The organism is Coprococcus sp. AM97-35, from assembly GCF_027697525.1.
GTDB classification, from domain to species: Bacteria; Bacillota; Clostridia; order Lachnospirales; family Lachnospiraceae; genus Allocoprococcus; species Allocoprococcus comes.
This window is the reverse complement of the sequence record NZ_JAQESL010000012.1, coordinates 59,273-73,514: the sequence shown is the minus strand read 5'-3', so window position 1 is coordinate 73,514 and position 14,242 is coordinate 59,273. Positions and strand designations below refer to the sequence as shown.

13 protein-coding genes are annotated in these 14,242 nt (G+C 42.0%); 4 read left to right on the top strand and 9 right to left on the bottom strand.

The features are described from left to right. Nucleotides 1-18: 18 nt before the first annotated feature. The 3 genes from PG840_RS10350 (at nt 19) to PG840_RS10340 (ending at nt 3,449) form a co-directional block, all read left to right on the top strand. Entirely contained in the window at nt 19-1,281 is a 1,263-nt protein-coding gene (locus PG840_RS10350) for a sensor histidine kinase (RefSeq protein WP_243002787.1), read from the top strand. Then, on the top strand, nt 1,282-2,139 hold the full coding sequence (locus PG840_RS10345; RefSeq protein ID WP_270541250.1) for a response regulator: 858 nt from the start codon (nt 1,282-1,284) through the stop codon (nt 2,137-2,139). Between the two features lie 245 nt (nt 2,140-2,384). After that, on the top strand, nt 2,385-3,449 hold the full coding sequence (locus PG840_RS10340; protein WP_117834639.1) for a PTS sugar transporter subunit IIC: 1,065 nt from the start codon (nt 2,385-2,387) through the stop codon (nt 3,447-3,449). 106 nt (nt 3,450-3,555) lie between these two features. Here the strand turns inward: PG840_RS10340 and PG840_RS10335 are convergent, their stop codons facing one another. Continuing rightward, nucleotides 3,556-4,008, bottom strand: coding sequence for an Lrp/AsnC family transcriptional regulator (locus PG840_RS10335; protein WP_195250854.1), 453 nt, complete (start codon nt 4,006-4,008; stop codon nt 3,556-3,558). 428 nt (nt 4,009-4,436) lie between these two features. Between PG840_RS10335 and PG840_RS10330 the strand changes: the two genes are divergently transcribed. Beyond that, nucleotides 4,437-4,640, top strand: coding sequence for a cold-shock protein (locus PG840_RS10330; protein WP_008373270.1), 204 nt, complete (start codon nt 4,437-4,439; stop codon nt 4,638-4,640). Between the two features lie 88 nt (nt 4,641-4,728). On the opposite strand, the gene PG840_RS10325 is transcribed toward PG840_RS10330, so the two are convergent. From PG840_RS10325 to PG840_RS10290, 8 genes are all read right to left on the bottom strand, one after another. Next, on the bottom strand, nt 4,729-5,730 hold the full coding sequence (locus PG840_RS10325; protein WP_270613616.1) for a dipeptidase: 1,002 nt from the start codon (nt 5,728-5,730) through the stop codon (nt 4,729-4,731). After that, the gene (locus PG840_RS10320; RefSeq protein ID WP_008373267.1) at nt 5,705-6,529 is read right to left on the bottom strand and encodes a class I SAM-dependent methyltransferase; all 825 of its coding nucleotides are present in this window, start codon (nt 6,527-6,529) and stop codon (nt 5,705-5,707) included. The genes PG840_RS10325 and PG840_RS10320 overlap by 26 nt, the downstream gene beginning before the upstream one ends. A 22-nt stretch (nt 6,530-6,551) precedes the next feature. Next, complete coding sequence (locus PG840_RS10315) at nt 6,552-7,784, bottom strand: MFS transporter (RefSeq protein WP_270613615.1); 1,233 nt, start codon at nt 7,782-7,784, stop codon at nt 6,552-6,554. Then, complete coding sequence (locus PG840_RS10310; protein ID WP_195251062.1) at nt 7,738-8,604, bottom strand: zinc dependent phospholipase C family protein; 867 nt, start codon at nt 8,602-8,604, stop codon at nt 7,738-7,740. Before PG840_RS10310 ends, PG840_RS10315 begins: the two co-directional genes overlap by 47 nt. Before the next feature lie 326 nt (nt 8,605-8,930). Further along, nucleotides 8,931-10,487, bottom strand: coding sequence for an ABC-F family ATP-binding cassette domain-containing protein (locus PG840_RS10305; protein ID WP_270613614.1), 1,557 nt, complete (start codon nt 10,485-10,487; stop codon nt 8,931-8,933). A 177-nt stretch (nt 10,488-10,664) separates the two neighbouring features. Beyond that, nucleotides 10,665-11,057 carry a 30S ribosomal protein S9 gene (gene rpsI / locus PG840_RS10300; protein ID WP_008373223.1) on the bottom strand — a complete coding sequence of 131 codons (393 nt, stop codon included), beginning with the start codon at nt 11,055-11,057 and terminating at the stop codon, nt 10,665-10,667. A 27-nt stretch (nt 11,058-11,084) separates the two neighbouring features. Beyond that, on the bottom strand, nt 11,085-11,513 hold the full coding sequence (gene rplM, locus PG840_RS10295) for a 50S ribosomal protein L13 (protein WP_022220779.1): 429 nt from the start codon (nt 11,511-11,513) through the stop codon (nt 11,085-11,087). A gap of 185 nt (nt 11,514-11,698) precedes the next feature. After that, nucleotides 11,699-14,242, bottom strand: coding sequence for an HD domain-containing phosphohydrolase (locus PG840_RS10290; protein ID WP_270613613.1), 2,544 nt, complete (start codon nt 14,240-14,242; stop codon nt 11,699-11,701).

Genomic DNA, 14,242 nt, shown 5'->3' with positions numbered 1-14,242 from the left:
AATAAAGGAGGCTTTCTTATGTGGACTAAAAGTTTTTCACGTTATACCCGCATTTTGCTGGTCAGCGCTGCTGTTATCATTGGCGCACAGATCAGCATCTCACTTTTTGAAAGCGATTTTCGTGTTTCCATCGGAATTTTTGGCATTTTCATGTCTCTGATCCTTTTTGGGAAATATCCGGTTCTTCCGGTCACAGTGATAAGTGCCCTCTGTGTTTTCTTTTCCCGTACACTGATGCACTGGCTTCGCTTTGGCAGTTGGAATCCACAGAGCTATTTTCCGGAAATGTTTTTCTATCTGGTCTACGGAATCCTTTTTTTCCTCTACTGCCGTAAAAATGACTATGAACTTTCGACGTATTCCCTACCCTGGATGTTTCTTTTTGACTATCTGGCAAATATAACAGAACTGCTGTCCCGTATGGGTATGGACGCTTTTTCTTTTCAGTCCCAGGCAGGTGTCCTTCTGGTTGCGCTTCTGCGTACTGCACTTGCAGGTCTTCTCCTGTTCTGTCTCAGCCATTACAAGTTCAGTCTTCTGAGTGCTGAACATGCACGGAGATACCAGAATCTTCTTCTTTTGATCTCTGAGCTTAACGGCGAAGTTGTTCTGATGCAGAAAGGCACACATATGATAGAGGACACCATGAGCACCGCATACCGCCTTTACCACGATATGAGTGAACGGAATATAGACGAATCCCTCACCCGCACTGCACTTCAGATCGCACGGGATGTCCACGAGATCAAAAAAGACTACAATTTGATCGTAAGAGGACTTTCCTCTTCAATGAAAGTAAATTCTGAAAATGACGGAATGAGCCTGGATGATATCCTCACCATTCTGAAAAGCAGCCTGGATGCATCCCTTCCAAAAGGGAAACGACTTTCTTTTAATATACAGCTGGAAGAAAATCTTTATACACAGAACCATTATCTTCTGCTCTCAATCTTCCGCAATCTTTTCAACAATGCAATTGAAGCAACAAACGGAAATCTGGTCGAGCTTTCTGTCCGTCAATCCTCCACGGATTCTTCTTATGTTATTGAAGTTGAAGATCATGGGCCCGGAATCGATCCGGAGGATATGGAACAAATTTTTGAACCTGGTTTTTCCACAAAGATCAATTACGAAACCGGCGAAGTCAATCGGGGACTTGGCCTTAGCCTGGTAAAGGATTTTATCGAATTCCGCCTAGGCGGAACCATCCGGGTAACTTCCGTTCCCGGAAAAACAGTTTTCACACTTACTATACCAAAAGAGAAATGGAGCGGTTTATAAATGAAATTCTATCTCATTGATGATGATAAAAATGTACTGCATATATTAAAACGTATTATACGGGACCGGGGACTTGGAGAGATTGCCGGAACTGCAGAAAACGGTGTGGATGCACTCACGGATCTTCCTCTTATAAATCCAGACATCGTAATTGTTGATCTTCTGATGCCGGAAATAGACGGAATCACTTTCGTAAAACGTGCCCGCTCTTATGCACCGAATCTTACTTTTATTATGCTTTCCCAGGTTGCATCCAAAGATATGATCGCAGACGCCTATTCTGCGGGCATTGAATTTTATATTCATAAGCCGATCAACAGTATCGAAGTAGAATCCATCCTCCGGAAGGTCAGTGAATCCCTGACCGCCCGCCGGACATTGCAGCAGGTACAGACGATTTTCCAAGCCCAGCAGAATTTTGTACAGCCACAGGGATTTATAAATGATACAGCTGAAAAACCTTATATTATCCGGTTAAAAGGAATTCTCCAAAAGCTTGGCATCACCGGCGAACGTGGCAGCAAGGATATCATTTCCCTTGTCGATTATCTGATCCAGCATAACCAGAAAGTTGACAATGTCACTTTAAGCGAACTTTGCAGCCGGTTCAGTGACAATCCGAAATCCATGGAACAAAGGATCCGTCGGACAGCCAACATGGGAATGGTCAACCTTGCCAACCTTGGTCTTGAGGATTACGCCAATGACACGTTTACAACCTACTCCAACTCCCTGTATAACTTTGAACAAGTCCGAAGGGAAATGGATTTCATCCGTGGAAAAAGTGTACGGCACGGCAATGTGAAAATTAAAAATTTCCTGAATGCACTGATTCAGGAATGCACCGAGAGGGCCTGATTTTCAGGTCCTCTCCTGCTTCTTATTTCATCTCTTTACGTAATTTTTTTATTTATATATTTTCCCTATAATTCATTATCACTTATAGTTACCGTCATTATATACAATAAATCCTTCCCGTATTTGTAGTTTTTTCCAAAAATAAATTTCATTTTGATACTTTTTGTATCTTTTTGTAACTTCCATTTTATTATGTTATCACGATAACTGATGCGAATAAATATAAATTTTAAGGAGGATATCATATGTTAACAATCGTAAAAGGTATTGGTTTACTGCTTCTCACTTTAGCCTGCTTCTCTGTATTCAGCCTGAAGTTTCCAAAAGGATCAGAAGCAATGTCTGGAATGGCTAATGCAGCTGTTGCTTCGTTCCTGGTTGAAGCTGTTCACCATTACATCACAGGTGATTTATTAGGAATTGCATTTTTCTCAGAACTCGGAACCGTATCCGGCAGCTTCGGGGGAATCGCTGCAGCTACTTTAGTTCCGATCAGTATGGGATGTAATCCGGTACTTGCAGTCGTTGCAGGTGTCGCAGTTGGAGGATACGGAATTCTTCCTGGTTTTGTAGCAGGTTATATTGTAGGCTTTGTAGCTCCGTTCCTGGAAAAGAAACTTCCAGAGGGTCTGAATCTGATCGTTGGTGCTCTTGCAATCGCACCGCTCGCAAGAATTATTGCCATCGCAGTTGATCCGGTCGTTAATTCAACACTGCTCAACATCGGACGTATGATTTCTGCCGCTGCTGAACAGTCTCCAATTATCATGGGATTCCTGCTCGGTGGTATTATGAAGATGATCTGTACCTCACCACTCAGTTCTATGGCCCTGACTGCTATGCTCGGACTTGATGGACTTGCAATGGGTATTGCAGCAATTGCATGTGTTGGTGGTTCTTTCACAAACGGTATCATTTTCGACCGTTTAAAACTTGGCGAACGCAGTAATGTTATCGCGGTAATGCTTGAACCTCTTACACAGGCTGATATTATTACACAGAATCCGATCCCGATTTACGGATCAAACTTCTTTGGCGGCGGACTTGCCGGACTTGCAGCAGCTATGCTCGGCATCATCAATAACGCCCCTGGAACAGCATCTCCGATTCCTGGGCTTTTAGCTCCATTCGGATTCAACCCACCGCTTAAGGTTGTAGCTGCAATCGTACTTGCTGCGATCGGTGGATCTTTAGCTGGATTTGTTGGTTCAGTCGTATTTAAAGGTTTTGCAAAAACACCTGCAGATATCAAAGCATCTGAAAAAGTTACTGAAACAATTGCTCCTGAAGTTGCTATCGCTGCTGAATAATCAAAATGACTATTTCAAACTGCTTGTTTATATAGCCCTTAAAGAAGAAAGAGACTCGAAAACTTTTGTTTCCGGGTCTTTTTCGATTTACGGAAAATTATATTTCTCACTCCAGTGTTTCTTCTATATCTGCGTTGATTCCTCTGTGTTCAACCGAAGTTGAAAATACGATCAGTGTCTTTGTCCTTCCAAATCGCTGCAATTCTCCAATAAATTTATCCAGCTCTGTGGTGCTGGGAAACAGTACTTCCAACACCATAGAATATTCTCCGGTCACACAGTTGCATTCGATCACATTTGAACACTTTCTCACAAACGGATAAAACACAGTTTTTCCCTCCGGCGAAACCTCCAGATTGATCAGTGCCTTGATATGATATCCAAGTGCTTCCGGATTCACCTGTGCCTGATAACCGAGAATATATCCTTCTTTTTCCATCTTTTCAATCCGCGCTGATACCGCCGGTGTAGACAGATACACCTTCTCTGCAATCTCTTTCAATGGGCATTTGGCATTTCTCTGTAAAATATTCAAAATTGTACGATCCACTGCATCCAGTTCATGATTTTTCATTTGCACTACCTCTTTCTGACATCCCATTTATACTTTTGACACTCACATCAAAGAATGCACCTCACAAAGTATTTTCGTTTTACAAAAAACACTCCTGCAAGTCAAAAAAAGAGGTACTCTCTGCGTTCTTCTCCGCAGTAAAGTACCTCTTTGTACAAATATTTTCACTCTTTAAATATGTTAAAAATAATAGCATTCCTTTTTCTTCCTGTCAATAAAAAGACATTTATTTTTTCCTATTTTTCCTATTTTGATTTGACATTTGTCCTACCACGTGATATTCTGAAATTGTGTTTTAGATAAGATTTAGATTTCACATATTTTTGTAAATCATTAACATCTGTCTGATGACTTACAAAAATATGTGATTTTTATTTTTATCGGCATCATCAATTTTTTAGGAGGTACTACTAATGAACAAGGGTACAGTTAAGTGGTTCAACGCACAGAAAGGCTACGGATTCATCACAAACGAAAGCACCGGAGAAGATGTATTCGTACATTTTTCAGGAATCGCAGGAGAAGGATACAAATCTCTTGAAGAAGGACAGAACGTTACTTTCGATATCACAGAAGGAAACCGCGGACTTCAGGCTGTTAATGTAACAGTTGCGTAATCACTGCAAAAGATGCTAGAGTAAAAAGCCCGGCTTGTGGATCACTCCACAGCCGGGTTTTCTATGTTATAAATGTGCTTTGCTGGAATTACCCAAGAATTTCTCTATATATCCGCATTACATTCTTATAGAAGATTTTCTCAATCTCGCTCTCTGTAAATCCATTCTTTTTAAATACCTCTTCCAGCTTTTCCATATCTGCCGGGGATGCGATCTCCAGTTCTCCATTCATACCATCAAAGTCTGAACCAAGTCCTAAAGCCTCTATTCCCGCCATATCACGGATATATTTTGCATGTGCCACAATATCCTCCGCTCTGCTCACAACCGTCTCTCCATCTTTCCAGTCGCGCAGGAAATATGCATAATAATTCAGCCCGATCACACCGCCTCTTTCCCCGATCGCTTTCAGAAGTTCATCATTCAGGTTTCTCGGATGACTGCACAAATGTCGCGCGTTGGAATGGCTCGCTACAAAAGGCTTCTTTGTGAACTTTAATACATCCCGGATTCCTGCATCGTTTAAATGTGCCACATCGATGATCATTCCCAGTTTCTCCATCTCTTCCAGAAACTCAATCCCACGCGTTGTAAGCCCATATCCGGCTTCTGAAAAGGCTTTTCCGGCAAATTCTCCGCCAGTCGCTTTTGCCGGATATCCAAGCTGATTCGGATAGTTCCAGGTCAGAGTCATCATCCTTGCCCCCATCCGGTAAAAGTCTCTTAAAAGGGCAGGATCGCCCTCACAGATTTCTCCTTCTTCCAATGTCAGCAACGCTGACATCTTTCCATTTTTCCGGTTTTCTTCAATCTCTTCATACTTCGTGACCGGTCGGATCCAGTCTTTATTTTTCTCCATTTCCTGATAAAATACATCCGCCATTTTCATTGCATAACGGAATGGACTTCCTGCAAGTATCGGATCCTCCAGATCCAGAAAAAGGGCAAAATTCTGAATCAGATAATCCCCCTTTTTCATCCGTTCAAGATCCACATTTAAATTATTTTTACGAAGTGAAATCTCTTTTCCCTGTTCCTTTCCTCTCAGAATCGCTAAAATCGTATCACAATGCATATCTGCTACTTTCATTTTCTATTCCTCCATCTTTTTTCTTTCTTATAATATCTACCGTATGTGATCCCGCACCAACCAGTTCCGGGCGTTCACACGTAGTCAGATGATAGTCAATAAACGTCTGGAAGGTCTTTTCATCCATCGTATTTAACACCTGACGCATATAATCGGATGGTCCATCCGCCGAAATAATCTGGATCCGTTCCATTCCTGCTGCTTCATTGTAGCTGTCAATATCCTCCAGGCGCACATAATCATACAAATCTTCCGGTGAAGGACATACCCGGTAATTCGCATCCAGCTTGCCATTTTCCAGGCACTCCTGAATATGGTTCTCCCGGAATCCATACACCAGAACACTGTACTCATTCATTGTATAAGCCACCAGGATCGTGCCCTCATCCTTCAGAACACGCTTCGCCTCCATCAGCGCCTTCACCTTATCTTCCTTTGTATAAAGATGATACATCGGCCCAAACAGGATGATCAGGTCAAATTCCTTATCTGGAAAACGTGACAGCTTCAGTGCATTTCCCTGATATGCTTTCACAGAGCTGTTCTTCTTTTTCAGAATTCCCAGATTGTATTTTACCAACTCTACCGCCGTCACATCGTACCCTTCTTCGGCAAGCGCAACACTGTAGCGCCCGGTTCCGGCTCCTACATCCAGAATCTTTACCTGTCCATGCTCCCGCTTAGGAAGATATTTGTGAATGTACTTCATTGAGGTGATAAATTCTACCTGTCCGTGGCGGCTCTTAAGCCGCTTCTCTTCGTTGAATTTGTTATAATATTTTTCAAGCTCTGTCATCATAAATCTATTGTATCCTTTATTTTTATTCTAGCGCTGCCGCTCTCCGGAATAAAATAATTCCGATCACGAACAAGACAGCGATCATCCCCACACCAATATTGATATTGCCGGTAAGCTGCGAGATCAGGCTCACGATCGTTGTTCCCATAAAGGACGCGCCTTTTCCGCAAATATCCATTAAGCCGAAAAATTCACCTGACTGGTTCGCCGGTATAATTTTCGTAAAGTAAGATCTTGAAAGCGCCTGCACACCTCCCTGGAACATGCCTACCCAGACAGCAAGAACCCAGAACTGCCACTGGTAATGCAGAAAAATCGCAAAAATTGCCACTCCAAGGTATGCCACGATACATACTGTGATCAGATTTTCTGCAGAATATTTCTTCGCAAGTCTTCCGAAAATAATCGCAAATGGGAAAGCTACGATCTGCGTAAGCAACAATGCAAGAAGAAGCCCTGTACTGCTAAGTCCAAGTGCTGATCCATATGCAGTTGCCATATCAATAATCGTATAAACCCCGTCAATATAAAAGAAAAACGCCAGAAGAAACAGAAAAACCTTCTTCTCCTTCTTTACATTTTTCAGAGTAATGCCGATTCTTTTGAAACTTTCTGAAAAAGCATGCTGCTTCTTTTCTACATAATACTTCTGGTGATAAGTTTTCAGAAGTGGTAATGTCATAATTACCCACCATACCGTGATGATCACAAAGGAAACCATCATTGCTATCTCCATTGTAATCCCAATCTTCCCTGCATTTAACACAACCAGAAGACAGATTACAAACGGTACACAGCTTCCGATATATCCCCACGCATATCCCTGGGAAGAGACTTCATCCATCCGGTCTTCCGATGTCACATCGACAAGCATGGAATCATAAAATACCAGTGTTACGGAATATCCGACCTTTGCAATGACAAAAACTACCAGAAAGGCCAGCCAGTACTTCGCAAATCCCAGAGCAACTGAAGCAATTGCCCCGATTCCAAGTGCAATTGTAAAAACTGGTTTTTTATAGCCTTTTGTATCTGCAACGGTTCCAAATACCGGTCCTGCAAGTGCCGTAAGCAAGGTTGCAATGGATACTGCATATCCCCAGTATGCCAGATACTGTACATACGAAAGTCCCTGCTTTCCTGCAATATAGTTGAAATAAATCGGTAAAATGGTTGCTGCCAGAAGTGTAAATGCAGAATTTCCGACATCATAAAGTATCCAGTTTTTCTCCTGTTTTGTCAGTTTTGTTTTCATTTAACGTATCCTCCTTGCCCGGAAGCTGAGAACCAAATGTGTAGGCATATACAGAATCTAATGTAGCGCTTCCTTCCAGAAACGGTTTGTATTCACAGATCAGTTTGTCTGCCAGTGGAACTGCTTTTTCATAAAGATGAAGCAGTCTTCTTATCTGTTCTCTGCAGAATCCATTCTCATGATACTTGATAATAAACCCATGAAAATCATAATAAAGTCCTGCCACTTTAAGTGCTGCATAAAGTGCCATCCGCTTTATTTTAGATGGACAGACAAGAATCCTGTCATAAAATACCATTCCATTCAGTGCTTTTTTGACTTCCTTTGCTGTAATTCCGCGATAAAAATCTTTTATAATTACCGCATTTTTCATAGAAGGAACAATATGTCCGGTCAGCCTCCTGCTCACTGGATTTTCTCCATTCATAATCATCAGCTTACGGTCCAGCTCGCCCTCCACTGCAATATGTGCAAGACCAGTCTCTTTTACTGTCTGTTCCACGTAACCATGGCAGGTCACATCCAGCGCAAAATGGCAGAGCACTCCATATACATAAGCCAGATGCTTCTCATACTGGTCGTGTGTATGTAAAACCTTTGCTGCATGAACGAAGAACTTTGCTCCGCTCTCGCTATGCATACGGCTTCCCAACTGATTGACCTTGTTCTTGCCAAGTGGTCTGTAATAAAAAAGAATATCCGGTCCATGAAGTCCAATATTAAAAAGCTCCGGGTATTTATCAATAACTTTTCTCTCATATCCGCTTAATCTGCCTCTGATCTGCTGTCCGAAAATGTAATGTGCATAGGTTGACGGCATATTATCCCATCCTTTCTTTTCTGAAACACGTTTTATTATAGACGTTGCACTTTACAGGCTCTATCTTACTTCTGTAAAGCTTATATAACGGCTTTGTAAAAAAGAATGTACCTCGGTACATTCTCGCGCCGAGCGCAGTCGCTTGCGACATTCTTCATCTTCGTGCGAGTGCGCATCTCCCGCACGTAGTGCTTTTTATTTCATAGGAAGTTCCTTCGGAATTTCCTATAAAATAAAAAGTAATAACTAAAATGATACGCTCTAAATAAATAGTAACACAAAAAGGCCTTTCAGGATAGTCCCGAAAGGTCTTCTGCACAACACTTTTAAAATACTTTCATTGTCCACTTGCTCATATCCCACACTTCATTTACCACATCCTGATAAAATTCCGGCTCATGGCAAATCAGAAGAATACTTCCTTTGTATTCCTGAAGCGCTTTTTTCAGAGATTCCTTTGCATCCACGTCAAGATGATTGGTCGGCTCATCCAGGATCAGCAGATTCGTGTCCCTGTTGACCAGCTTACAAAGTCTTACCTTTGCCTGTTCACCACCACTCAGTACCCTTACCTGGCTCTCAATATGCTTGGTAGTGAGTCCGCATTTTGCAAGGGCGGAACGCACTTCATACTGGGTAAATGACGGGAATTCCTGCCACAGTTCTTCAATACAGGTTGTCTTGTTCTCTCCTTTAACTTCCTGTTCAAAATAGCCGATCTGAAGATTTTCCCCAAGCTCACACTCGCCGGAAATTGCCGGGATCAGACCAAGTACACTCTTCAAAAATGTAGTCTTTCCAATACCATTGGTTCCGACAATCGCAATCTTGTGTCCTCTTTCCATCTGGAAATTCAGCGGCTTGGAAAGTGGTTCATCATAACCGATTACAAGATCCTTTGTTTCAAATAACATTTTTCCCGGAGTCCGTCCGTAACGGAACTTAAATTCCGGTTTCGGCTTTTCCGCTGCCAGCTCAATTACATCCATTTTATCCAGCTTCTTCTGTCTGGACATCGCCATATTTCTTGTAGAAACACGGGCTTTATTTCTTGCCACAAAGTCCTTCAGTTCACTGATCTCCTGCTGCTGCCTGCGGTATGCTGCCTCAAGCTGTGCTTTCTTAACTGCATAGACCTCCTGGAAATGTTCATAGTCTCCTACGTAGCGGTTCAGTTCCTGGTTCTCCATATGATAGATGATATTTACCACTTCATTCAGGAACGGAATATCATGGGAAATCAGAATGAATGCATTCTCATAATCCTGCAGATACCGCTTCAGCCACGTAATATGCTCTTCATCCAGATAGTTTGTCGGTTCATCCAGAAGCAGGATGTCCGGCTTCTCAAGCAGAAGCTTTGCCAGAAGAACCTTCGTTCTCTGACCTCCGCTTAGATCTGTAACATCACGGTCAAGTCCCAGATCCAGAAGTCCCAGTGCCCTTGCCACTTCCTCTACCTTTGCATCAATCGTGTAAAAATCATGCAGTGTCAACTCATCCTGGATCGTTCCAAGCTCTTCCATCAGAAGATTCATCTCATCCTCGTCTACTTCACCAAGCTTCTCACAGATCTCGTTCATCCGTTGCTCCTTCTGTAAAAGCGGATCAAATGCACTTTTCAGCACGTCCTGGATCGTCATTCCACTCTGAAGGACTGCATGCTGGTCCAGATAACCTGCGCGCACATTCTTTGCCCATTCTACCTTTCCCTCGTCCGGCATAAGTTTCCCGGTAACGATACTCATAAAGGTAGATTTACCCTCTCCGTTTGCTCCTACAAGACCGATATGCTCCCCTTTTAAAAGACGGAACGATACATCATCAAAAATGGCACGGTCACCAAAACCGTGTGTCAGATGTTCTACATTTAATATACTCATATTTTATTATTCTCCCTGATTCATTTCTTTACACATTGTCTTTTATTATATGCGGAAACCGGAGGGCTTTCAATATAACAGACAAAAAACCCCAGAAACACAAGGTTTCTGAGGTTTGTATTTTTTGAAAATGAACTCGAAAAAACTTCGTCTTTCCCGCAGCCACATTGCTCCAAATTAACGTTTTGAGAACTGTGGTGCTCTACGAGCTGCTTTGAGACCGTATTTCTTACGTTCTTTCATACGTGGGTCACGTGTAAGGTATCCGGCTTTCTTAAGTACCGGTCTGTAATCAGAATCTGCTTCAAGAAGTGCTCTTGCGATTCCGTGACGGATTGCTCCTGCCTGTCCTGTGTATCCACCACCACGTACGTTAACGAGAACGTCAAATTTATCAACTGTTTCAGTTGCAACTAATGGCTGACGAACTACAACTTTAAGAGTTTCAAGTCCTAAATATTCGTCGATATCTCTTTTATTGATTGTGATCTTACCTGTACCTGGTACAAGGTATACTCTTGCGATAGATTTTTTTCTTCTTCCTGTTCCGTAGAATTTAGCTGTTGCCACTTTTATTTCCTCCTTTCAAACCTCTGACTAAAATGTTAAAACTTCTGGTTTCTGTGCCTGATGAGCATGTTCTGCTCCAGCATATACGTGAAGCTTCTTGATCATTGTTCTTCCCAAAGGTCCTTTTGGAAGCATACCTTTAACAGCAAGTTCGATAACCTGTTCCGGTTTCTTTGCCATCATTTCTCTTAATGTAGTTTCTTTCATTCCTCCTACATAATCTGAGTGATGATAGTATACTTTCTGATCTAATTTCTTTCCTGTAACTTTGATCTTTTCAGCGTTGATAACAATTACGTTGTCACCTGTATCAATGTGCGGTGTAAATTCCGGTTTATTTTTTCCTCTTAAAACTTTAGCGACTTCTGCTGCAAGACGTCCAAGTGTCTGTCCTTCAGCGTCAACTACATACCATTTTCTTTCAATCTTATCTGGATTAGCCATGTAAGTTTTCATTGGTTGACCTCCTATGAATTTCAGTTTACTAATTATTTTCATTGTAGATTCTATAGAAAACAAGTTCACTCCGGGGCTTTGGTGCAAACTGTTTCTTCTCACGTCATACTTTCATATTATATTATACCAACAGGCTTTTGTCAACTGTTTCTTGCTGATTTTCATCACTTTTTTGTGGGAATTTTCTACAGTATTTCTTTCAGATTGTCCACAGTTTCTTCTGCCTTCACCAGTGTAATACTGCCATTATCCAGGCATTCAACAAACTTATATACCAGATCAGGATCAAACTGTCTGCCTGCATCCTGAAGAAGCTTCTCCCGTGCCACTTCAATAGGAAATGCTTTTTTATAACATCGTTTGGATGTCATGGCATCAAAAGAATCTGCCACGCACAAAATCCGCGCAGTCAGTGGAATATCTTCTCCTGCGATCCGGCGTGGATATCCTTTTCCATCATACCGCTCATGATGACCGATGACTGCCGGAATTACATAATCCAGCGATGGAAGGTGACGGATAATATCGATCGATGCCTCTACATGCCCTTTGATGATCTCATATTCTTCATCTGTCAGTTTTCCCTCTTTATTGAGTATATACTCCGGAATACCGATTTTACCGACATCATGCAGAAGTGCTGCCTGCCGGATAATCTCTATCATATCTTCGTTCATTCCAAGGGTCGTCGCCAGTGACGTTGCATAATAAGCTACGTTGTTGGAATGGCTGAACGTATAGTGATCCTTCGCATCAATTGCCGCCGTCAGCGCATAAATCGTAGACTCATACTCCTGATAAATATGGGTGTGATTCCTTGTATTGTTCCCCTCACTGTTGTTCCGAAACATCATATCAAAGACCTGGATCCCATTTTTTCCATTATGTTTCACATGATAAACTGCCAGATCTACATTTTCCATCAGCTCTTTCACATTCCTTGCCGCATAAGGAGTCGCACTGATACCGGCACTCACAGTTACCGCTTTCAGCTTCATATCCGTTCTGCGGTTATTCATAACATAAATCTGTTTTGCAATAGATTCCACCATATTTCTGGCGGAAAAAAGATCATATCCCGGTAAAAGAACCGCAAATTCCTTTCCTCCATAGCGAGCCGTGTATCCACTTTCTCCGACACTGCTTCTGATAATATCTGCAATCCGCTGCAGACACAGATCTCCTTCTTTCACCCCATACAACTGATTATACAATTTAAAATCATCTACATTGATGATCGCAAGTGCCAGCGATGCCTCCCTGTTTTTCTCAAGCTCTTCATTCAGCACTTCATAGAAATATTTCCGGTTCAGTAATCCGGTCATCTCATCTGTTCTGGCTTCCTGGCGGGCTCTCTCGTACAATCTTGAATTCTTAATCGCAATCGATGCAACCGACGTAACAGACGAGATCAGCTGCACCTCATCATATACCAGCCGTTTTTTTGCCGAAGCATCTGTGATCAGGATCACACCAACCAGGCATTCTCCGTCTTTCATCCCTGCACAGTAACGGATATGCTTCTTATCCAGCCGGTGTTTTTCACTCTCCCACATCGACTTATACTCCACGGTATAACGGAAATCCCGGTAAATGATCGGCTCTTCATGTTCTTTCAGCCACTGGATCATCGGGTTTTCTTCTTCCATCGTAAATGTCAGATCATTCAGTGGCTGATCACTTGCCACTCCCCGATATGGCTGTCCCGGTGCATCCTGCATACAAATATAGATATTTCCAACATCCATCAGTTCTTTCATGACACTGATCGTTTTGTCCAGAATTTCATTTAAATCCAGCGTCTTCGAAATTGCAGAGCTAAACTCCCTGATTTTTTCTGTCTGATAATTTTCTTCCCTGACAAACACACTGCGTACCAGAAGCTTCCACAAAAAAGTAAACAGCGCATAAATCACCAGAAACACAATTGCAAAAGCAAGGGCATAAAGCGTTGTATTCTTATTCATCTGTATATGGAAGATTTTCTGCAGATATGGAATTACATTCAAAAATACAATAACAGAAAACAAAAATCCCACACCGTAACACAGACTGGGCGATGCCAGCATCTGCAGCCGGAACAGACGTCTGCGGATCAGTGCATAAAACAGGAAAAATACATTTACAACACCACTTAAAATATCAATCGGAAATCCACTGAAAAATGGTATTCCAAGCAACATATTCCCTGCAAACAACACCAGAACCCCTGCCATGACCGGTTCATACTGTACTTTCATATTGGGATTTGCTTTGCAGATCCGCACAAGGATAAGGAAAAGATAAATCAAAAAAATCCCAGCCGGGAAAAAGAGTACTAATATAGTAGGTTTAATCTCATACACAAAAGTAGGAAGCCCATTCTTTTCCACCACATTCGGGCATCCCAGGAATACCCCATGCCGGATATTTACCACAAAACAGATCAGCATAACAGCCAGATATATTTTCCCTGGCAGACCTTTTTTCACCCCGCCAAATGCCAGAATAAAACAATAATATGCATACGGCAGTAGTAAAATTCCAAGCAGGGAAACCTGATACCAGAATTCATAACTTGGCCACAGATGAACACGCATAAATGCCGATCCTCCAGCCCAGAAAAGCAGTCCAGCCAACACTACCAGAAAGCTATTTACAATTTTATTTCGCTTCGCTGTCAGAAACATCAGCAGCATAAATCCATAGCACACCATTGCTATGATTGAAATATATCCATAGGTTCCCAT

Excerpts from the sequence above, each read along its gene's own strand:
- PG840_RS10330 (WP_008373270.1), top strand. The coding sequence starts at position 4,437 with ATGAACAAGGGTACAGTTAAGTGGTTCAACGCACAGAAAGGCTACGGA.
- PG840_RS10325 (WP_270613616.1), bottom strand. The coding sequence starts at position 5,730 with ATGAAAGTAGCAGATATGCATTGTGATACGATTTTAGCGATTCTGAGA.
- PG840_RS10320 (WP_008373267.1), bottom strand. The coding sequence starts at position 6,529 with ATGATGACAGAGCTTGAAAAATATTATAACAAATTCAACGAAGAGAAG.
- rplM (WP_022220779.1), bottom strand. The coding sequence starts at position 11,513 with ATGAAAACTTACATGGCTAATCCAGATAAGATTGAAAGAAAATGGTAT.
- PG840_RS10345 (WP_270541250.1), top strand. The coding sequence starts at position 1,282 with ATGAAATTCTATCTCATTGATGATGATAAAAATGTACTGCATATATTA.
- PG840_RS10340 (WP_117834639.1), top strand. The coding sequence starts at position 2,385 with ATGTTAACAATCGTAAAAGGTATTGGTTTACTGCTTCTCACTTTAGCC.
- PG840_RS10290 (WP_270613613.1), bottom strand. The coding sequence starts at position 14,242 with ATGGGAACCTATGGATATATTTCAATCATAGCAATGGTGTGCTATGGA.
- PG840_RS10350 (WP_243002787.1), top strand. The coding sequence starts at position 19 with ATGTGGACTAAAAGTTTTTCACGTTATACCCGCATTTTGCTGGTCAGC.
- PG840_RS10315 (WP_270613615.1), bottom strand. The coding sequence starts at position 7,784 with ATGAAAACAAAACTGACAAAACAGGAGAAAAACTGGATACTTTATGAT.
- PG840_RS10305 (WP_270613614.1), bottom strand. The coding sequence starts at position 10,487 with ATGAGTATATTAAATGTAGAACATCTGACACACGGTTTTGGTGACCGT.
- PG840_RS10310 (WP_195251062.1), bottom strand. The coding sequence starts at position 8,604 with ATGCCGTCAACCTATGCACATTACATTTTCGGACAGCAGATCAGAGGC.